Here is a 19,934-nt window from a genome sequence, read left to right as displayed (position 1 = left end):
CACCCGGCAATTTCTCCCGCACCTCTTATTCCCTTTTCTGCTTCTAAATCACCAAACGGTATATAAAACCGTTACTCCTTTAGACTCCGTTATAAATATTATGACTATAAGATAGTCATCACATTTATAAGGGTGCGCAATGGCCGTTACTGTACTGAAAAAAGGATCGCTGGCACTGGCAGGTTTACTGCTGGTGGCGCAGGCGCAGGCAACCGAGTTGCTGAACAGTTCTTATGATGTTTCGCGCGAGCTGTTTGCCGCCCTTAATCCCGCATTTGAACAGCAGTGGGCGAAAGAGAACAGCGGCGACAAGCTGACCATCAAGCAGTCGCACGCTGGCTCATCTAAGCAGGCGCTGGCCATTTTGCAGGGGCTGAAAGCGGACGTGGTGACCTACAACCAGGTCACGGACGTGCAGATCCTGCACGACAAAGGCAAACTGATCCCGGCGAACTGGCAAAGCCGCCTGCCGAACAACAGTTCGCCATTTTACTCCACCATGGGCTTCCTGGTACGCAAGGGCAACCCGAAGAACATCCACGACTGGAACGACCTGGTGCGTTCAGACGTAAAGCTGATCTTCCCGAATCCGAAAACCTCCGGCAACGCACGTTACACCTATCTGGCGGCGTGGGGCGCGGCGGACAAAGCTGACGGTAACGATAAAGCGAAAACCGAACAGTTTATGACCCAGTTCCTGAAAAACGTCGAGGTGTTTGATACCGGAGGTCGTGGCGCAACCACCACCTTCGCCGAGCGCGGGCTGGGCGACGTACTGATCAGCTTTGAATCCGAAGTGAACAATATTCGTAAACAGTACGAAGCGCAGGGCTTCGAAGTGGTTATCCCGAAAACGAACATTCTGGCCGAGTTCCCGGTGGCGTGGGTGGATAAAAACGTTAAGGCTAACGGCACAGAAAAGGCGGCGAAAGCCTACCTGAACTATCTGTACAGCCCGCAGGCGCAGACCGTTATCACCGACTACTACTACCGTGTCAACAACCCGGACGTGATGAGCAAGCTGAAAGACAAATTCCCGCAGACCGAGCTGTTCCGCGTGGAAGATCATTTTGGCGCCTGGCCTGAGGTCATGAAAACGCATTTTGTCAGCGGCGGTGAGTTGGACAAACTGCTGGCAGCGGGGCGTAAGTAATGTTTGCAGTGTCCTCCAGACGTGTGCTGCCGGGCTTTACCTTAAGCCTCGGGACCAGCCTGCTGTTCGTCTGTCTGATTTTGTTATTACCGCTCAGCGCGCTGGTGATGCAGCTCGCTGAGATGAGCTGGTCCCAGTACTGGGAAGTGATTACTAACCCGCAGGTGGTGGCGGCCTACCAGGTCACCCTGCTGTCTGCGTTCGTGGCCTCGATTTTTAACGGCGTGTTTGGCCTGCTGATGGCGTGGATCTTAACTCGCTATCGCTTCCCGGGCCGCACCCTGCTCGACGCGCTGATGGATCTGCCGTTTGCCCTGCCGACGGCGGTTGCCGGTTTGACGCTGGCGTCGCTGTTTTCCGTGAACGGCTTTTACGGTGAGTGGCTGGCGAAGTTTGATATCAAAGTGACCTATACCTGGCTCGGTATCGCGGTGGCCATGGCCTTTACCAGCATCCCGTTTGTGGTACGTACCGTGCAGCCGGTGCTGGAAGAGTTAGGACCCGAATACGAAGAGGCCGCAGAAACGCTCGGCGCCACGCGCTGGCAGAGTTTTCGCAAGGTCGTGCTGCCGGAACTCTCTCCGGCGTTGCTGGCGGGTATCGCGCTCTCCTTTACCCGCAGCCTCGGTGAATTTGGCGCGGTCATTTTTATCGCCGGGAACATCGCGTGGAAAACCGAAGTAACCTCGCTGATGATTTTTGTCCGTTTGCAGGAGTTTGATTATCCGGCCGCGAGTGCGATTGCCTCGGTGATCCTTGCCGCGTCGCTGCTACTGCTGTTCTCGATTAACACTCTGCAAAGTCGCTTTGGTCGACGTGTGGTAGGTCACTGATGGCGGAAGTTACGCAATTGAAGCGCTATGACGCGCCCCGCATCAACTGGGGCAAATGGTTTCTGATTGGTACCGGCGTGCTGGTCTCCGCATTCATTCTCGTCGTGCCGATGGTGTACATCTTCGTTCAGGCCTTCAGCAAAGGGATTATGCCCGCGCTGCAAAACCTGGCCGATCCGGACATGCTCCACGCCATCTGGCTGACGGTCATGATTGCCCTGATCACCGTCCCGGTGAATCTGGTGTTTGGCGTATTGCTGGCCTGGCTGGTAACGCGCTTTAACTTCCCGGGGCGTCAGCTGCTGCTGACCCTGCTGGATATCCCGTTTGCGGTGTCACCGGTGGTGGCGGGTCTGGTTTATCTGCTCTTCTACGGTTCCAATGGCCCGCTGGGCGGCTGGCTGGATGAACACGACCTGCAGATCATGTTCGCCTGGCCCGGGATGGTGCTGGTGACCGTCTTTGTCACCTGTCCGTTCGTGGTACGCGAGCTGGTGCCGGTGATGCTCAGCCAGGGCAGCCATGAAGATGAAGCCGCGGTGCTGCTCGGCGCTTCCGGCTGGCAGATGTTCCGCCGCGTCACGCTGCCGAATATCCGCTGGGCACTGCTTTACGGCGTGGTACTGACCAACGCCCGTGCGATCGGTGAGTTTGGCGCGGTGTCGGTGGTATCCGGCTCGATTCGCGGCGAAACCCTGTCGCTGCCGTTACAGATTGAATTACTGGAACAGGACTACAACACCGTCGGTTCCTTTACTGCCGCAGCGTTGCTGACGCTGATGGCGATTTTGACCCTGTTTTTGAAGAGTGTGGTGCAGTGGCGTTTAGAGAATCAGGAAAAACGTCAGCATCAGGAGGGAAATCATGAGCATTGAGATTGCCAATATTAAGAAGTCTTTTGGTCGCACCCAGGTGCTGAATGATATCTCGCTGGATATCCCTTCCGGACAAATGGTGGCGCTGCTGGGGCCGTCTGGCTCCGGTAAAACCACGCTGCTGCGTATTATCGCCGGGCTTGAGCACCAGACCAGCGGACATATCCGCTTCCACGGTACGGACGTAAGCCGTTTGCATGCCCGCGACCGTAAAGTGGGTTTTGTATTCCAGCACTACGCCCTGTTCCGCCACATGACGGTATTCGACAACATCGCGTTTGGTCTGACCGTACTGCCGCGTCGTGAGCGTCCGAATGCGGCCGCCATCAAAGCGAAAGTGACCAAACTGCTGGAGATGGTGCAGCTGGCTCATCTGGCGGACCGCTTCCCGGCACAGCTTTCTGGCGGGCAGAAACAGCGCGTGGCGCTGGCGCGTGCGTTAGCCGTGGAACCGCAAATCCTGCTGCTGGACGAACCGTTTGGCGCGCTGGATGCGCAGGTGCGTAAAGAGCTCCGCCGCTGGCTGCGTCAGCTTCATGAGGAACTCCAGTTCACCAGCGTTTTCGTGACCCACGATCAGGAAGAGGCGATGGAAGTAGCCGACCGCGTGGTGGTGATGAGTCAGGGCAACATTGAGCAGGTTGACGAGCCAGAGCAACTCTGGCGTGAACCGGCGACCCGCTTTGTGCTGGAGTTTATGGGGGAAGTAAACCGCCTTCAGGGTACTATTCGCGGCGGTCAGTTCCACGTTGGCGCGCACCGCTGGCCGCTGGGGTATACCTCCGCGCACCAGGGACCGGTGGATCTGTTCCTGCGCCCGTGGGAAGTGGACGTCAGCCGCCGTACCAGCCTGGACTCACCGCTTCCGGTGCAGGTGCTGGAAGCTAGCCCTAAAGGTCACTACACCCAATTAGTGGTACAGCCCCTGGGCTGGTACACCGAGCCGCTGACCGTGGTTATGCGTGACGACGAGCCGCCGCACCGGGGGGAACGCCTGTTTGTGGGGCTGCAACACGCGCGCATTTATCACGGCAACGAGCGCATCGAGACGCGCGAGGATATTGCTCTGGCGGAGTCAGCCTGATAGGTTATTGAGTATGTTTTTCGCCCGGTGGCGTGATGCTTACCGGGCTTTTTATTGAGTAAAAATCGTGAATACACTCGAACACACCATCGGCAACACCCCTCTGGTCAAACTTCAGCGCATGGGGTGTGACAACGGCAGCGAAATCTGGGTCAAACTTGAAGGCAATAACCCGGCGGGGTCGGTGAAAGACCGGGCGGCGCTGTCGATGATTGTTCAGGCCGAAAAGCGCGGCGAGATAAAGCCCGGCGATGTGCTGATCGAAGCCACCAGCGGTAACACCGGTATCGCACTGGCGATGATTGCCGCCCTGAAAGGCTATCGTATGAAGCTGCTGATGCCGGATAACATGAGCCAGGAGCGCCGTGCCGCCATGCGTGCCTACGGGGCCGAGCTGATTCTGGTGAGCAAAGAGCAGGGTATGGAAGGGGCGCGAGATTTAGCGTTAGCGATGGCGGAGCGCGGGGAAGGCAAGCTGCTCGACCAGTTTAATAACCCGGACAACCCGTACGCGCACTACACCACCACCGGCCCGGAAATCTGGCAGCAAACCGGCGGGCGCATCACCCACTTTGTCTCCAGCATGGGGACCACGGGCACGATCACCGGTGTGTCACGTTTTCTGCGCGAGCAGGAGCAGCCGGTGACGATTGTCGGCCTCCAGCCGGAAGAGGGAAGCAGTATTCCGGGCATTCGCCGCTGGCCCGCGGAGTATATGCCGGGCATCTTTAATGCTCAGCTTGTGGACCAGGTGCTGGATATTCATCAGCGCGAGGCGGAAAATACCATGCGTGAGCTGGCCGTGCGTGAAGGCATCTTCTGCGGCGTCAGTTCGGGTGGCGCGGTAGCGGGGGCGATTCGGGTGGCTAAGGCAAACCCGGGTGCAGTAGTGGTAGCGATTATTTGCGATCGCGGCGATCGCTACCTGTCGACCGGCGTCTTTGGTGAAGAGAGTTATTCGCAGGGGGCGGGGATTTAAGCGTCATGGAGATGATTTTATTCCGGGATAACACCCGGGCGCAGCAAACCGATATTGTCGCCGTTCAGTCGCAGGTGGTGTACGGCAGTGTGGGAAACAGCATCGCGGTGCCAAATATTCGCACCCATCGACTGAACGTTACCGCCGTGCCGACGGTGCTGTTCAGCAATACGCCTCACTACGACACCTTCTACGGCGGGGTGATCCCGGACGAGTGGTTCAGCAGCTACCTGAAGGCGCTGGAAGAGCGCGAGATCCTGCGCGAGCTTAAAGCAGTCACTACCGGCTATATGGGCAACGCCAGCCAGATCGTGCTGCTGGCGCAGTGGCTGAAGGCGATCAAAGTTCAACATCCCGATCTGCTGGTGCTGGTCGACCCGGTAATCGGAGACATCGACAGCGGGATGTACGTGAAGCCGGATATTCCTGAAGCCTACCGTGAGCACCTGCTCCCGCTGGCCCAGGGCATTACGCCCAACGTGTTTGAGCTGGAAGTGCTGAGCGGCAAACCGTGCCGTACGCCGGAGAGCGCCATTGCCGCCGCGCAGGGGCTGCTGTCTGACACGCTTAAATGGGTGGCGATCACCAGCGCGCCAGTGGCTGACGATCCGCAAAATATCCACGTCGTGCTGGTGAGCGGGGAGGGCGTTACCGTAAGCGCACACCCGCGCGTTGAGACGGACCTGAAAGGGACGGGGGATCTGTTCTGTTCGGAGCTGGTGAGCGGTATCGTCGGCGGTAAAACCGTGGCCGACGCCATTCGCATGGCGGGCGACAGGGTGACTGACGTGATGATCTATACGCAGTCGAAAGGCTACGACGAGCTTATTCTGCCTGCATAAACAAAAATGGCGCCCGAAGGCGCCATTTTACCGTGCGGCAAGAATTACTTCTTGATGCGGATAACCGGGGTTTCACCCACGGTAACGCTGCCAGACAGTTTGATCAGCTCTTTGATTTCGTCCATGTTGGAGATAACAACCGGAGTCAGGGTAGACTTCGCTTTTTCTTCCAGCAGTGGCAGATCGAATTCAATTACAGGGTCGCCAACTTTAACACGCTGGCCTTCTTCCGCGATACGTTTGAAGCCTTCGCCTTTCAGTTCAACGGTGTCGATACCGAAGTGAACGAACAGTTCGATACCGCTATCGGATTCGATAGAGAACGCATGGTTGGTTTCAAAAATCTTACCAATGGTACCGTCAACTGGAGCAACCATTTTGTTGCCAGTTGGTTTGATAGCAATGCCATCACCAACGATTTTCTCAGCAAACACTACATCCGGCACGTCTTCGATATTGACGATCTCGCCGGAGAGCGGAGCAACAATCTCAATAGTTCCGGAGTCGCTATTGCTTTTGTCACCGAACAGTTTACTAAATAAACCCATTAGACTTATCTCCTAAGCAGTAATTTGGGCCGCATCTCGTGGATTAGCAGATTGTTTTTTCTTCAATGAACTTGTTAACCAGCGTCATTAACTCGTCCGTTGTCGGTTGAGCAAGAGCCTGCTCTGCTAATACCTTCGCATCTTCGAAGTTCGTGTTACGGATAATCTTCTTGATGCGCGGGATGGAAATGGCGCTCATAGAGAATTCGTCCAGACCCATACCCAGCAACAGAAGTGTAGCACGTTCGTCGCCTGCAAGCTCACCACACATGCCAGTCCATTTACCTTCTGCATGAGAAGCATCAATAACTTGCTTGATCAAATTCAGTACAGACGGCGACATTGGCTGGTAGAGATGTGAAATCATATCATTACCACGGTCAACTGCCAGGGTGTACTGCGTTAAATCATTGGTACCGATACTAAAGAAATCAACTTCTTTGGCTAAATGACGTGCAATGGTCGCGGCTGCCGGTGTTTCCACCATCACGCCGATCTCGATTGACTCGTCAAATGCTTTACCTTCGTCACGCAGTTCCTGCTTGTAGATTTCAATCTCTTTCTTCAGTGCACGCACTTCTTCAACAGAGATGATCATCGGGAACATGATGCGCAGCTTACCGAAAGCGGATGCACGCAGGATAGCGCGAACCTGGTCACGCAGGATCTCTTTGCGATCCATGGCGATACGTACGGCACGCCAGCCCAGGAACGGGTTCTCTTCTTTCGGGAAGTTCATGTACGGCAGCTCTTTGTCGCCACCGATATCCATGGTGCGGACGATAACGGCCTGCGAGCCGCACGCTTCCGCAACCGCTTTGTACGCTGCAAACTGCTCTTCTTCCGTTGGCAGGGCGTCGCGGTCCATGAACAGGAATTCAGTACGATACAGACCTACACCTTCCGCACCGTTGCGCTCAGCGCCGTCAACGTCACGTACGGTACCGATGTTAGCGCACACTTCAACCTGATGGCCGTCCAGCGTGATGGCTGGCAGATCTTTCAGTTTAGCGAGTTCCGCTTTCTCGGTAGCAACCTGCTCCTGAACGGAACGCAGCTGCTCGATCACATCGTTAGTTGGGTTGACGTAAACCACGTTGTTTACGGCATCCAGAATCAGATAGTCGTCGTTTTTCACCTGCGAGGTGACGCTACCGGTACCCACGATGGCTGGCAGCTCCAGAGAACGCGCCATGATAGAGGTGTGGGAGGTACGTCCACCTGCATCAGTAATGAAACCCAGCACCTTGTTCAGGTTCAGCTGTGCGGTTTCAGACGGGGTCAGGTCAGCGGCAACCAGGATGACTTCGTCCTGAATCGCGCTCAGATCGATGATGGCCAGACCCAGGATGTTGCGCAGCAGGCGCTTACCGATGTCACGTACGTCAGCCGCACGCTCTTTCAGGTATTCATCGTCCAGTTCTTCCAGGGCAGTTGCCTGACCTTCGATAACTTCATGCGCAGCCGCGTCGGCCGTCATGCCTTTATCTTTAATCAGGGCTATGATTTCCTGCTCCAGCTCCTCATCTTCGAGCAGCATAATGTGCCCTTCGAAGATGGCTTCTTTTTCTTCACCGAAAGTTTCGCCAGCTTTAGTTTTAATCGCTTCCAGTTGCGCAGATGCCTTGGCACGACCGCTCAGAAAACGTTCAACTTCCTGATCAACCTTGTCGGCAGAAATTTTTTTCCGGTCAATGACGATTTCGTCTTCTTTCAGCAGCAATGCTTTGCCGAAAGCGATACCCGGGGATGCTAAAATGCCTGAAATCATAACCCTACCTTACTTGTGACTGATATTGAAAAGAACCCGGTAAACTTACTCGAGTTCAGCCATCAGCTTAACCAGATGCTCAACTGCTTTCTGCTCGTCTTCACCTTCAGCGGAGATGGTAACAACGGTACCCTGAGTCAGACCCAGAGTTTGCAGCTTGAACAGGCTTTTTGCGCTAGCGCTTTTGCCGTTGGAAGTCACAGTGATTTCAGAAGTGAAGCCTTTCGCTTCTTTAACAAACTGAGCAGCAGGGCGGGTGTGCAGACCGTTCGGAGCGGTAATGGTAACTTCTTGCTGGAACATTGTATTTCCCCAACTTATAGGTTTAGTGTTGTGGAACTAAAGTCTAGCCTGGCGACTTAACTTTAGCCTGTATAGTTAGCGCTGACGTTTCAATCGTCATTAAACATTATGCAGTGAAAGCAAGACTTGAACCAAATCATAAAATCGATTCAGCAGCGCTATTTCGTTCACCGATTAATTTCGCGCATCAAAATAATTGCTGGTTTAAATACCAGACCCAACGGGGTGAAGCAATGCCAGGAGGGGTAAAACTTTGAAGCAGGCCACAAAAAAGCACCTGAAAAGGTGCTTTTTTACGCGTTTTTAACATGCTGGCATCACTGTTGCAGTTCTTTCTCTGTGAAGAGATCGGCAAACAGTGCTGTGCTTAAGTAACGCTCACCCGAAGACGGTAGGATAACCACAATATTCTTGTTGGTAAAGGTTTCGTCTTCCAGCAGTTTGAGAGCTGCAGCAACCGCCGCACCGGAAGAGATACCCGCCAGAATGCCTTCCTCGTCCATCAGGCGACGCGCCGTGGAGATGGCTTCTTCATTGGTGATTGCGACCACTTTATCGATCAGCTTCAGATCGAGGTTGCCTGGAATAAAGCCAGCGCCGATACCCTGGATTTTGTGCGGACCTGGTTTGATCTCTTCGCCTGCCAGCGCCTGAGCGATAACCGGAGAGTCGGTTGGCTCAACGGCAACGGTAATCAGATCTTTTTTACCTTTCGTGCCTTTAATATAGCGAGACACCCCGGTCAGCGTACCGCCGGTGCCTACGCCGGAGATAAACACATCAACCTGACCGTCGGTATCTTCCCAGATTTCCGGGCCGGTGGTTTTCTCATGAATTTCCGGGTTGGCCGGGTTGCTGAACTGCTGGAGCAGCAGATACTTTGCAGGATCGCTGGCGACGATTTCTTCGGCCTTCTGAATCGCGCCCTTCATGCCTTTCGCGCCTTCCGTGAGGACCAGATTCGCACCCAACGCTTTCAGCAGCTTACGGCGCTCAATACTCATGGTTTCAGGCATAGTCAGCGTCAGCTTATAGCCGCGCGCCGCCGCAACATAGGCCAGGGCGATACCGGTATTGCCGCTGGTGGGTTCAACCAGCTCAACGCCAGGTTTCAGCACGCCACGCTTTTCAGCATCCCAAATCATATTCGCACCGATACGGCATTTAACGCTGAAGCTTGGGTTACGAGATTCGACCTTCGCCAGAATGCGTCCATTACCGATACGGTTCAGTCGAACCAAGGGCGTATGACCGATAGTCAGCGAGTTGTCTTCATAAATCTTACTCATGGCCTGTCCTTAACTGTATGAAATTGGGATACCGACCCAGCATACCTGTTGAACAGGTATGGGGAAGTAAGGAAATCGCATATCTATATGCTGCAAGGAAATAATGGGGATCAGTATGGAATAAGGGGCGGCATAAGCCACCCCTCTTTTACACATTTTTGCATTACTTCCATAACGCGTGCTTAGCACGGTAGCAGTCCACCCACATCGCCGTCGCGCCGCAAACGGCAACGGGCATGATGAACAGATTCAGGAAAGGGATCATGGTGAACAGGCTGGTAAGGGCACCAAACTGCATATTGGCAACCTTCTGAGTGCGCAGGGCAGTGCGCATCTCTTTAAACGGCACTTTGTGGTTATCGAACGGATAATCACAGTACTGGATAGCAAGCATCCAGGCGCTGAACAGGAACCACAGCACGGGTGCGACCGTCTGGCCGATCCCGGGTACAAAATAAAGGATAAGCAGCACAATCGCCCGCGGCAGGTACCACGCGAATTTCTGCCATTCACGCTTCATGATGCGGGGGACATCTTTCACGATCCCCAGTACGCCCGTGTCAGGCGGCGCCGCACCGGTCAGGCGCGCTTCCAGCTGTTCGGCCAGTAGACCGTTGAACGGCGCGGCTATCCAGTTAGCTATCGTCGAAAAGAAATAGCCGAAAACCAGCAGCACGGAGATAACCGCAATCGGCCAGAGCAGGTAGTCCAACCACTGTAACCAGTCCGGCACATAGCTCATCAGGGAAGGGATCCAGCTTTCCAGTCTGGTGAACAGCCACCAGAACGCGCCCCCCATCAGAATAATGTTGATCAGTAACGGCAAAACAACGAAGCGTCGAATGCCCGGCAGGGAGACCAGTTTCCAGCCCTGAGAAAAGTACCAGACCCCGCTACGTGGGGCAGAAGAAGATGTTGAAACCATACCAGGCTGTACTCCTTTTTACACAACCAGTGGAATTGCCCGCCTATATTATCCAGTTACGGGCCAATGACCAGTTCGGAAATGTTCGAAAAACCAGCAAAAAGCACGATTTAGTTCATCTTTATGCTGTGAATGCTCTGCATACACTTGCACTTGACGTAAACGGCAAATACTCTTAGTGAGTAAATGTTTGCCGTGGTGGCAAGGTGTTAGAACAACAGAGAATATAATGATGCAGGATTTGCGTCTGATATTAATCATTGTTGGCGCGATCGCCATAATCGCTTTACTGGTACATGGTTTCTGGACCAGCCGTAAAGAGCGTTCCTCTATGTTTCGCGATCGTCCACTGAAGCGCATGAAGTCCAGTCGCGAAGACGATGACGTTGAAGACGACATCGACGGTCTTGACGACGACGGCGTGGGTGAAGTTCGTGTTCATCGGGTCAATACTGCGCCCGGCGCAGCGCATGGAGAGCATGAAGCTCCCCGCGCTCCGCAGCACCAGTATCAACCACCGTATGCCTCTGCCCAGCCGCGCCAGCCAGCGCCGCCGCCAGTGGAAGAACCTGTTCGTCATCCGTCGCAGCAGCCTGTGCAACAGCAGCCCGTTGCGCCACAGCCTGTACAGCAGCAACCTGTGCAACAGCCTGCACAGCCAGTGCATCAGCCACAGCCAGTGCAACAGCCGCAGCCGGTAGAACAACCGCAGCCTGAATCTGCACCGCCTGCGCCACAGCCCGCTCCGCGCGTTGAGCCTGAGCCTGTTGTTGAGCCAGAACCGGTTGTTGAAAAGCCGCAGCGTAAAGAAGCGGTAATCATCATGAATGTGGCTGCTCATCATGGCACCCATCTGAACGGTGACGTGCTGCTTAACAGCATCCAACAGGCAGGCTTCAAGTTCGGCGACATGAATATTTTCCATCGCCACCTGAGTCCTGACGGCAGCGGTCCGGCGCTGTTCAGCCTGGCCAATATGGTCAATCCAGGCACGTTTGACCCGGAAATGACCGGTGATTTCGTCACGCCTGGGGTTACGATCTTTATGCAGGTGCCGTCCTACGGTGACGAGCTGCAAAACTTTAAGCTGATGCTACAGTCCGCTCAGCACATCGCCGACGAAGTGGGCGGTGTGGTGCTCGACGATCAGCGTCGTATGATGACGCCGCAGAAACTGCGCGAATATCAGGACCGCATCCGCGAAGTTAAGGAAGCTAACGCGTAATCGTCGCGTTTACTTCAACTCCTCCTCAACCCCCGCCTGTCGGGGGTTTTTCTCATTGATGGTGCGATATGGACTCAATCGAACAACAACTTACTGAACTGCGAACCACGCTTCGCCATCATGAATATCTCTATCATGTTATGGACGCACCGGAAGTGCCGGATGCGGAATATGACCGCCTGATGCGTGAACTGCGCGAGCTGGAAGCGCAGCACCCCGAACTGATTACGCCCGATTCCCCAACGCAGCGCGTCGGCGCGGAACCGCTGGGTGCTTTCAGCCAGGTGCGCCACGAAGTGCCGATGCTGTCGCTGGATAACGTGTTTGATGAAGAGAGTTTTCTGGCTTTCAACAAGCGCGTGCAGGATCGCCTGAAGAGCGTCGACAATCTGAGCTGGTGCTGCGAGCTAAAACTGGATGGTCTGGCCGTCAGCATTCTTTATGAGAACGGCGTGATGGTACGTGCCGCAACGCGCGGCGACGGCACCACCGGGGAAGACATCACCACCAATGTGCGCACCATTCGTGCGATCCCGCTGAAGCTGCGTGGCGATAACATTCCTGCGCGGCTGGAAGTGCGCGGGGAAGTTTTCCTTCCGCAGGCGGGCTTTGAGAAGATCAATGAAGAAGCGCGTCGTACCGGGGGTAAAGTGTTTGCAAACCCGCGTAACGCGGCGGCAGGTTCGCTGCGCCAGCTCGATCCGCGTATCACCGCGAAGCGACCGCTTACTTTCTTCTGCTACGGCGTCGGGATCCTGGAAGGCGGTGACCTGCCGGATACCCACCTGGGTCGTTTAATGCAGTTCAAAGAGTGGGGTTTGCCGGTAAGCAACCGCGTGCAGCTTTGCGACTCTCCAGAGGCGGTGCTGGCGTTCTATCACAAGGTTGAAGAAGATCGTCCCACGCTTGGGTTTGATATTGATGGCGTAGTGATCAAGGTTAACTCCCTGGCATTGCAGGAACAGTTGGGTTTTGTTGCCCGGGCGCCACGCTGGGCAGTGGCCTTTAAGTTCCCGGCGCAGGAGCAGATGACCTTCGTTCGCGACGTGGAATTTCAGGTAGGACGTACGGGTGCGATTACGCCTGTGGCGCGTCTGGAGCCTGTGCAGGTGGCTGGCGTGCTGGTCAGTAACGCTACGCTGCATAACGCCGATGAAATTGCCCGTCTGGGGCTGCGAATTGGTGACAAAGTGGTGATTCGCCGCGCGGGCGATGTGATCCCGCAGGTGGTTAACGTAGTGGAATCAGAACGTCCTGCCGATACCCGTGCCATCGAGTTTCCTGCCCATTGCCCGGTATGTGGTTCGGACGTTGAGCGCGTGGAAGGTGAAGCGGTAACGCGCTGTACGGGCGGGTTAATCTGCGGCGCGCAGCGTAAAGAGTCCCTGAAGCACTTCGTCTCCCGCCGGGCGATGGACGTCGACGGAATGGGTGACAAGATCATCGACCAGTTAGTTGAGAAAGAGTATGTCCATACGCCAGCGGACCTCTTTACCCTGACGGCAGGTAAGCTGACCGGTCTTGATCGTATGGGGCCGAAATCTGCCCAGAACGTGGTCAATGCGCTCGAGGCGGCCAAAAATACTACCTTTGCCCGTTTCCTTTACGCGCTCGGCATTCGTGAAGTCGGAGAGGCGACGGCGGCAGGGCTGGCGGCGTATTTCGGCACGCTGGAGGCTCTTGAGAAAGCCACCATCGACGAACTACAGAAAGTCCCTGACGTTGGTATAGTGGTCGCTACCCACGTCTTCAACTTCTTCGCCGAAGAGAGCAACCGTGAAGTGATCGGTAAATTACTGGAACAGGGCATTCACTGGCCCGCACCGGTAGTGGTTAATGCAGAAGAGATCGACAGCCCGTTTGCCGGTAAAACGGTGGTGCTGACCGGCAGTCTGAGCCAGCTCTCGCGTGATGACGCGAAAGCGCGCCTGGTGGCGCTTGGGGCAAAAGTGGCGGGAAGCGTGTCAAAGAAAACCGACCTGGTGATCGCCGGGGAAGCGGCCGGTTCGAAGCTGGCAAAAGCGCAGGAGCTCGGCATCGAGGTGATCGATGAAGCGGAAATGATGCGCCTTTTAGGAGAGTGATGTGGAAAAAGAGCAGCTCGTTGAGATCGCCAATACGGAGATGCCGTTCGGTAAATATAAGGGCCGCAGGCTGATTGATTTACCGGAAGAATATCTGCTGTGGTTTGCCCGTAAGGATGAGTTTCCTGCCGGGCGTCTTGGCGAGCTGATGGCTATCACATTACTGATCAAAACAGAGGGGCTGACCCAGCTGGTGCAGCCCCTGAAACGTCCTTAAACTTTCGCGGCGCGGGTCTCTTCCTGCGCCAGCTTTTCAGTCTGTGCCTTGTAACGCCGCGCCAGTACCGCACACACCATCAGCTGGATCTGATGGAAAATCATCAGCGGCAGTACCATCATCCCAATGACCGACGTCGGGAACAGAATATTGGCCATCGGGATCCCGTTGGCCAGGCTCTTTTTCGATCCGCAGAATACGATGGTGATTTCATCGGCCTTATTGAAGCCGCATTTGCGGGCCACAAAGACGTTAACCGCGATCACAATGGTCAGCAGAACAATGCTTACCACCACAATAAACAGCAGCGATCCTGCACCCACCCTGTGCCAGATGCCGTTCACCACGGCTTCGCTGAAGGCCGTGTAAACCACCAGCAAAATGGAGCTTTGGTCCGTTTTCCCGATCCATTTTTTGTGTTTCGCCACAAACGCCCCAATCCAGGGGCGGGATAAGTGTCCGAGCACAAACGGCAGTAGCAGTTGCAGACAAATTTTACCCACCTGCTCCAGATTACCTTCTGCACCATGCATGTTCATCAGCAGACCGACCAGCAGCGGTGAAACAAAGATCCCGAGCAGGCTGGAAGCCGAAGCAGAACAGACCGCCGCCGCGACGTTGCCGCCCGCCAGCGAGGTAAAGGCAATAGCAGACTGCACGGTGGCCGGCAAAATGCACAGATAAAGGAAACCGGTATAGAGTGCCGGATCGACATTCACCGGCGCCCACCAGGCAAACAGCACGCCCAGAACAGGGAAGAGGATAAAGGTGCTGCACATTACCCAGAGGTGCAGTCGCCAGTGGCTACCGCCTGCAATAATGGCTTCCCGGGAGAGTTTGGCGCCATGCATAAAGAACAACAGGGCAATGGCTGCCGTGGTCAGCCCTTCAATGACCGGAACGAAACCGCCCCGCGCCGGGAAGAACGAGGCCAGCAAGACGACACCAATCAGGGTCAGCGTAAACGGATCAAGGATACGAAAAAGTTTCATAATCACTCCTGAAAACAGATGCCGCTATTGTGCTTTCTTCCCTTTGAGAAATAAAATTGATTTATTGCATCCATTCATGAATTAAACAGATGAATTATTCACTACGTCAGCTTCGTGTTTTCGTCACCGTCGCGCAGGCCCACAGCTTCAGTCGGGCAGGGGAGATGATTGGCCTCAGCCAGTCGGCGGTGAGCCATAGCGTGAAAGAGCTGGAAACTCAAACCGGCGTGAAACTGCTCGACCGCACTACGCGCGAAGTGGTGCTCACCGAAGCGGGACATCAGCTGGCAACGCGTCTGGAAAGGCTGCTGGATGAACTGAACAGTACGCTGAGAGACGTCGGACGGCTTGGACAACAGCTTTCCGGTACCGTGAGAGTGGCGGCGAGCCAGACGATTTCGGCGCATCTTATTCCCCAGTGCATCGCTGAAAGTAATCACCGCTATCCGGATATCGATTTTGTTTTGCACGACAGGCCGCAGCAGTGGGTACTGGAAAGTATTCGTCAGGGGGATGTGGATTTCGGGATTGTTATCGATCCCGGAGCGGTAAGCGACCTGGAATGTGAAGTGGTACTCTCGGAACCCTTTTTATTGCTCTGCCGCGATGATGATCCTCTGGCATCGCTGTCGCAGGTGGCCTGGCAAGCCTTACAGGGGGCAAACCTGGTGTTACAGGATTATGCATCAGGTAGCCGCCCGCTAATAGATGCCGCACTGGCCGCACAGGGCGTAAAGGCAACCATTGTGCAGGAGATTGGGCATCCTGCCACGCTCTTCCCGATGGTCGAAGCGGGGATTGGCATCAGCGTTCTGCCGGCGCTGGCGCTGCCACTGCCGCAGGGGAGTCGTTTAACGGTGAAGCGTTTCGTACCCTGTGTCGAACGCCAGCTGATGCTGGTACGCCGTAAAAACAGGTCTCTTTCCGGAGCGGCTCATGCCTGCTGGGATGTGGTGCGTATGCAGGCCAGGCGTCTGATGGAGGCCCGCACGCGCGATCCACTTTTTAACGAAACCAATGATCAGATATAGATATCAATCTGATGTTCTGCGGAGGGTTTATTGACGCCTTCCGCCACGGCCTGACCGCTTTCCTGTTTTGGCATCGCCTCTTCTGCCTGCTGACGCTGCAATTGCGCCAACTGTGCCTGCAACATTGCCAGCTGAGATTCGAGCAATTCTTGCTGCTTTTGCTTTTCTTCCGCTGTGGCATCACCCATGGCGACTTCTTTGAGTTGCTGAGTGACTTTCGTTATCTGTTTGGTCAGACGGGTGATCTGGGAAGCAATGTCGTTTCCGCCGGAGCTGTTATCTACGCTGCCGATTTCCATCGCCGACAGAGAAACGGGCTTAAGAGTTGTCATATTGAGATCCTTTTCGCCATAAAATAGAGGTATCGGCAAAGAAGGCGTGAGCTTGAGTAAAACAAGCGGTTTGGCTGCAATGGGGATGTGCTATATCGCAGATAGCAAAAAAGCGCCTTTAGGGCGCTTTTTTACATTGGTGGGTCGTGCAGGATTCGAACCTGCGACCAATTGATTAAAAGTCAACTGCTCTACCAACTGAGCTAACGACCCGAAATGGTGGGCGATGACGGGCTCGAACCGCCGACCCCCTCCGTGTAAAGGAGATGCTCTACCAACTGAGCTAATCGCCCATTTCGGAACTGCTACGATAAGGTGAGAATGGTGGGCGATGACGGGCTCGAACCGCCGACCCCCTCCGTGTAAAGGAGATGCTCTACCAACTGAGCTAATCGCCCAATCTCAATTCTTATCTACACTGCGAGTCTACCGAAGTAGATGGTGGGTGATGACGGGCTCGAACCGCCGACCCCCTCCGTGTAAAGGAGATGCTCTACCAACTGAGCTAATCACCCCCGCTGTGTGGAGTCGCATTATAGGGAGAGTTGAAAATGAGTCAACGCATTTTCTAAAGTTTTTATTCGTTCGTCGTAAAATTAGTCAAAACGATCGCAAAACGGACTGTGGTGCATGATTTCTAAACAAAAACAGCAATCTCGAACCGGATAAAGTGATCGACATTGAGGAATCGGCCCACAGTGATAGAATATTGCCCATTGTTTTCTTCCCAGGATTTGCCGATTACCGGCATCTTTATAACGTAAGGCCATTTCATGAAAATCAAAACTCGCTTCGCGCCGAGCCCGACAGGCTATCTGCATGTCGGTGGTGCACGTACTGCTCTCTACTCCTGGCTTTTCGCACGCCACAACAAAGGTGAGTTTGTGCTGCGTATTGAAGACACCGACCTGGAGCGCTCAACGCCGGAAGCAATTGAAGCCATTATGGATGGGATGAACTGGCTGAATCTGGAGTGGGACGAAGGCCCATACTGCCAGACCAAACGTTTTGACCGCTATAACGCCGTAATTGACGAGATGCTGGTCGCAGGCACGGCCTATAAGTGCTACTGCTCAAGGGAGCGTCTGGATGCGCTGCGCGAAGAGCAAATGGCAAAAGGCGAAAAACCGCGTTATGACGGTCGTTGCCGTCATGACCACAGCGAGCATGCTGCTGATGAGCCTTGCGTAGTGCGTTTTGCTAACCCGCAGGATGGCTCTGTTATCTTTGATGACCAGATCCGTGGCCCGATCGAATTCAGCAACCAGGAGCTGGATGACCTCATCATTCGTCGTACTGACGGCTCGCCAACCTATAACTTCTGCGTAGTTGTGGACGACTGGGATATGGAAATCACTCACGTGATCCGTGGTGAAGACCATATCAATAACACCCCGCGTCAGATCAACATTCTGAAAGCGCTGAACGCGCCTGTACCGGTGTATGCGCACGTATCGATGATCAACGGTGACGACGGTAAAAAGCTGTCAAAACGTCATGGCGCGGTGAGCGTGATGCAGTACCGTGATGACGGCTATCTGCCGGAAGCGCTACTGAACTATCTGGTGCGTCTGGGCTGGGCTCATGGTGACCAGGAGATCTTCAGCCGCGAAGAGATGATCGAGCTTTTCTCTCTGAACTCGGTAAGCAAATCAGCCAGCGCGTTCAACACTGACAAACTGCTGTGGCTGAACCATCACTACATCAATACCATGCAGCCAGAGTATGTGGCGACTTATCTGCAATGGCACATTGAGCAGGCAAACATCGATACCCGTACGGGCCCTGAACTGGCGGATCTGGTGAAGCTGCTTGGCGAGCGTTGCAAAACGCTGAAAGAGATCGCCGAGAGCTGCCGCTACTTTTATGAAGAGTTTGACGCGTTCGACGCCGATGCGGCCAAGAAACACCTGCGTCCGGTTGCGCGTCAGCCGCTGGAAGTGGTGCGAGATAAACTCGAAGCCATTACCGAATGGACTGCAGAAAATGTTCACCACGCGATTCAGGCAACCGCTGATGAGTTGGAAATTGGCATGGGTAAAGTCGGTATGCCGCTGCGCGTTGCGGTGACGGGGGCAGGCCAGTCTCCGGCGCTGGACGTGACCGTTCATGCCATTGGCAAATCACGTAGCGTTGCGCGTATCAACAAGGCGCTGGGCTTTATTGCTGAGCGCGAAAGCCAGCAGTAATGCTCGTGAAATACAAATAACGGCAGGGTAACCTGCCGTTTTTTATGTCTGTTATTCAGCAATACCAAGACGCGTGAGAAAACCCTGCAAACCTTCGCGAGCGAGCAGCTTGTGCAAACGTTCCTGTTCGACAGTTGTCATGTTTTCCAGCGAGTCGATAATTTGTGGAAGCAGGCTGGATGAGGTCGCCACGCCATAGAGTGAAGGGCTTTCTGCCGCATGGTAAACAGCCCGACTGTTACGAATGGCGGGAAGGCTAATGATGTGCTCCTTAACGTGCGCATCAATACATATCACCCTCGCTCTTCCGCCTTTTACACCGTTGATACCCTCCGTTTTCCATCCTTTCTGTCGTATCCAGCGATTAACGGTTTGTCGGGCGACGCCCAGACTGTCCGCCAGCTCTTCCGTGGTCATTTTGCTGCGTAATCTTTTCATATTAGCGTTGGTCGCGAATCCCTAAGCGTTGTAACAATCCGGTAATCCCTTCCCGCAGTAACAGAGATGTCATCTGCTTTTGCTCATCCGGCGTCATTTCATTCGCCAGCGTCAGGAGCAGGGCGTGAAGCGAGCCTTCGTGGTACGCCTTTTCTGGCATTTCCGGCGACTCTGTTACCCTGCGTGCGCTGCGAATAAAGTCGCGCACTTTTTCATTGACGTGTACCAGACGCGCCTTGCCGCCCTGAACGCCTGGTTTTGGCGATGTAATCCAACCCTCTTTGCGTACCCATTTATTGATGGTCTGTCGGCTATAGCCAGTCAGCAGGGCTAACTCTTCTGGCGTCATTCGTTCCTTGATCATACAATTTCCTGAATATCTGTGGGGTTAATTAGTGGTTCATTTTATAGCACCGTTTTACGTGAAAACGTGACAAGCTTAACTCCTGGCTGCGAGCAGACTCGCAAAGTGATTCATTTGCATGATTTTTCGGCGGTTGAAAGGCTGAGGTTGAATTTGCCGTTGACACTGTGCGGCGGAATTCATATTATGCCGCCCGTCAACATGACAGCTTTACGATGGGGCTATAGCTCAGCTGGGAGAGCGCCTGCATGGCATGCAGGAGGTCAGCGGTTCGATCCCGCTTAGCTCCACCAAACTCTGAACCCAACAGAGTACGGTAGGTAAAGTAACATGTGGGGCTATAGCTCAGCTGGGAGAGCGCTTGCATGGCATGCAAGAGGTCAGCGGTTCGATCCCGCTTAGCTCCACCAAAATTTAAACCCTCGTCGTCAGACGGGGGTTTTTTATATCTTGTAAAATA

At 54.5% G+C, this 19,934-nt stretch carries 20 protein-coding genes and 6 tRNA genes; 13 read left to right on the top strand and 13 right to left on the bottom strand.

What is annotated here, in order from left to right; all coding sequences use genetic code 11:
* Positions 1–139: 139 nt before the first annotated feature.
* The 6 genes from C3451_RS03510 to pdxK all read left to right on the top strand — a co-directional run bounded on the left by C3451_RS03510 (position 140) and on the right by pdxK (position 5,766).
* Positions 140–1,153, top strand: coding sequence for a sulfate ABC transporter substrate-binding protein (locus C3451_RS03510; protein WP_045621174.1), 1,014 nt, complete (start codon positions 140–142; stop codon positions 1,151–1,153).
* The gene (gene cysT / locus C3451_RS03505; protein ID WP_045621172.1) at positions 1,153–1,986 is read left to right on the top strand and encodes a sulfate/thiosulfate ABC transporter permease CysT; all 834 of its coding nucleotides are present in this window, start codon (positions 1,153–1,155) and stop codon (positions 1,984–1,986) included. Before C3451_RS03510 ends, cysT begins: the two co-directional genes overlap by 1 nt.
* Positions 1,986–2,861, top strand: coding sequence for a sulfate/thiosulfate ABC transporter permease CysW (gene cysW / locus C3451_RS03500; protein ID WP_003861305.1), 876 nt, complete (start codon positions 1,986–1,988; stop codon positions 2,859–2,861). The genes cysT and cysW overlap by 1 nt, the downstream gene beginning before the upstream one ends.
* A complete protein-coding gene (cysA, locus tag C3451_RS03495; RefSeq protein WP_022648949.1) occupies positions 2,851–3,945 on the top strand; it encodes a sulfate/thiosulfate ABC transporter ATP-binding protein CysA in 1,095 nt (364 codons plus the stop codon). The genes cysW and cysA overlap by 11 nt, the downstream gene beginning before the upstream one ends.
* Before the next feature lie 67 nt (positions 3,946–4,012).
* Positions 4,013–4,924, top strand: a complete 912-nt coding sequence (cysM, locus tag C3451_RS03490) for a cysteine synthase CysM (RefSeq protein WP_022648948.1) — start codon at positions 4,013–4,015, stop codon at positions 4,922–4,924.
* A gap of 5 nt (positions 4,925–4,929) precedes the next feature.
* Positions 4,930–5,766 (top strand): pyridoxine/pyridoxal/pyridoxamine kinase, encoded by an 837-nt coding sequence (pdxK, locus tag C3451_RS03485; RefSeq protein ID WP_045621171.1) that lies wholly within the window; start codon positions 4,930–4,932, stop codon positions 5,764–5,766.
* 44 nt (positions 5,767–5,810) lie between these two features.
* Here the strand turns inward: pdxK and crr are convergent, their stop codons facing one another.
* The 5 genes from crr to cysZ form a co-directional block, all read right to left on the bottom strand.
* Positions 5,811–6,314, bottom strand: a complete 504-nt coding sequence (crr, locus tag C3451_RS03480) for a PTS glucose transporter subunit IIA (RefSeq protein ID WP_022648946.1) — start codon at positions 6,312–6,314, stop codon at positions 5,811–5,813.
* A gap of 43 nt (positions 6,315–6,357) precedes the next feature.
* On the bottom strand, positions 6,358–8,085 hold the full coding sequence (gene ptsI, locus C3451_RS03475; RefSeq protein ID WP_022648945.1) for a phosphoenolpyruvate-protein phosphotransferase PtsI: 1,728 nt from the start codon (positions 8,083–8,085) through the stop codon (positions 6,358–6,360).
* 45 nt (positions 8,086–8,130) lie between these two features.
* Complete coding sequence (ptsH, locus tag C3451_RS03470; protein WP_000487600.1) at positions 8,131–8,388, bottom strand: phosphocarrier protein Hpr; 258 nt, start codon at positions 8,386–8,388, stop codon at positions 8,131–8,133.
* Between the two features lie 317 nt (positions 8,389–8,705).
* Positions 8,706–9,677: a cysteine synthase A gene (gene cysK / locus C3451_RS03455; protein WP_006811453.1), complete on the bottom strand. Its 972-nt coding sequence runs from the start codon at positions 9,675–9,677 to the stop codon at positions 8,706–8,708.
* A gap of 163 nt (positions 9,678–9,840) precedes the next feature.
* Complete coding sequence (cysZ, locus tag C3451_RS03450; RefSeq protein ID WP_022648944.1) at positions 9,841–10,602, bottom strand: sulfate transporter CysZ; 762 nt, start codon at positions 10,600–10,602, stop codon at positions 9,841–9,843.
* A 229-nt stretch (positions 10,603–10,831) separates the two neighbouring features.
* On the opposite strand from cysZ, the gene zipA reads away from it, so the two are divergent.
* The 3 genes from zipA (at position 10,832) to C3451_RS03430 (ending at position 14,128) form a co-directional block, all read left to right on the top strand.
* Complete coding sequence (gene zipA, locus C3451_RS03440) at positions 10,832–11,827, top strand: cell division protein ZipA (protein WP_022648943.1); 996 nt, start codon at positions 10,832–10,834, stop codon at positions 11,825–11,827.
* 68 nt (positions 11,828–11,895) lie between these two features.
* Positions 11,896–13,911: an NAD-dependent DNA ligase LigA gene (gene ligA, locus C3451_RS03435; RefSeq protein WP_032623825.1), complete on the top strand. Its 2,016-nt coding sequence runs from the start codon at positions 11,896–11,898 to the stop codon at positions 13,909–13,911.
* Between the two features lies 1 nt (position 13,912).
* Positions 13,913–14,128: a DUF3820 family protein gene (locus tag C3451_RS03430; protein WP_003861328.1), complete on the top strand. Its 216-nt coding sequence runs from the start codon at positions 13,913–13,915 to the stop codon at positions 14,126–14,128.
* Here the strand turns inward: C3451_RS03430 and C3451_RS03425 are convergent.
* Positions 14,125–15,120: a bile acid:sodium symporter family protein gene (locus tag C3451_RS03425; RefSeq protein ID WP_022648941.1), complete on the bottom strand. Its 996-nt coding sequence runs from the start codon at positions 15,118–15,120 to the stop codon at positions 14,125–14,127. The genes C3451_RS03430 and C3451_RS03425 overlap by 4 nt on opposite strands.
* 89 nt (positions 15,121–15,209) lie before the next feature.
* Between C3451_RS03425 and C3451_RS03420 the strand changes: the two genes are divergently transcribed.
* Complete coding sequence (locus C3451_RS03420) at positions 15,210–16,151, top strand: LysR family transcriptional regulator (protein ID WP_045621169.1); 942 nt, start codon at positions 15,210–15,212, stop codon at positions 16,149–16,151.
* On the opposite strand, the gene C3451_RS03415 is transcribed toward C3451_RS03420, so the two are convergent.
* The 5 genes from C3451_RS03415 to C3451_RS03395 all read right to left on the bottom strand — a co-directional run bounded on the left by C3451_RS03415 (position 16,142) and on the right by C3451_RS03395 (position 16,998).
* Positions 16,142–16,483, bottom strand: a complete 342-nt coding sequence (locus C3451_RS03415; RefSeq protein ID WP_022648939.1) for a FlxA-like family protein — start codon at positions 16,481–16,483, stop codon at positions 16,142–16,144. The two genes, C3451_RS03420 and C3451_RS03415, sit on opposite strands and share 10 nt — an antisense overlap.
* Before the next feature lie 137 nt (positions 16,484–16,620).
* Positions 16,621–16,696 (bottom strand) — tRNA-Lys (locus C3451_RS03410).
* Between the two features lie 4 nt (positions 16,697–16,700).
* A tRNA-Val gene (locus C3451_RS03405) sits at positions 16,701–16,776 on the bottom strand.
* 29 nt (positions 16,777–16,805) lie between these two features.
* Positions 16,806–16,881: transfer RNA gene (locus C3451_RS03400), tRNA-Val, on the bottom strand.
* A 41-nt stretch (positions 16,882–16,922) separates the two neighbouring features.
* Positions 16,923–16,998: transfer RNA gene (locus tag C3451_RS03395), tRNA-Val, on the bottom strand.
* A gap of 258 nt (positions 16,999–17,256) precedes the next feature.
* Between C3451_RS03395 and gltX the strand changes: the two genes are divergently transcribed.
* Positions 17,257–18,672 carry a glutamate--tRNA ligase gene (gltX, locus tag C3451_RS03390; RefSeq protein WP_124304233.1) on the top strand — a complete coding sequence of 472 codons (1,416 nt, stop codon included), beginning with the start codon at positions 17,257–17,259 and terminating at the stop codon, positions 18,670–18,672.
* A gap of 51 nt (positions 18,673–18,723) precedes the next feature.
* On the opposite strand, the gene C3451_RS03385 is transcribed toward gltX, so the two are convergent.
* Together C3451_RS03385 and C3451_RS03380 are read right to left on the bottom strand one after the other, a co-directional pair.
* On the bottom strand, positions 18,724–19,110 hold the full coding sequence (locus C3451_RS03385; protein WP_045621165.1) for a YfeC-like transcriptional regulator: 387 nt from the start codon (positions 19,108–19,110) through the stop codon (positions 18,724–18,726).
* A gap of 1 nt (position 19,111) precedes the next feature.
* Positions 19,112–19,474, bottom strand: a complete 363-nt coding sequence (locus tag C3451_RS03380) for a YfeC-like transcriptional regulator (protein ID WP_022648936.1) — start codon at positions 19,472–19,474, stop codon at positions 19,112–19,114.
* A 217-nt stretch (positions 19,475–19,691) separates the two neighbouring features.
* Between C3451_RS03380 and C3451_RS03375 the strand changes: the two genes are divergently transcribed.
* Both C3451_RS03375 and C3451_RS03370 read left to right on the top strand, forming a co-directional pair.
* Positions 19,692–19,767: transfer RNA gene (locus C3451_RS03375), tRNA-Ala, on the top strand.
* Positions 19,768–19,808: 41 nt separating this feature from the next.
* Positions 19,809–19,884, top strand: a tRNA-Ala gene (locus tag C3451_RS03370).
* Positions 19,885–19,934: the final 50 nt, after the last annotated feature.

This window comes from Enterobacter sp. 301B (assembly GCF_003850715.1).
Lineage (GTDB): Bacteria > Pseudomonadota > Gammaproteobacteria > Enterobacterales > Enterobacteriaceae > Enterobacter > Enterobacter intestinihominis.
Note: the sequence above shows the minus strand (reverse complement) of the source record. Positions and strands in the feature narration are given on the sequence as shown.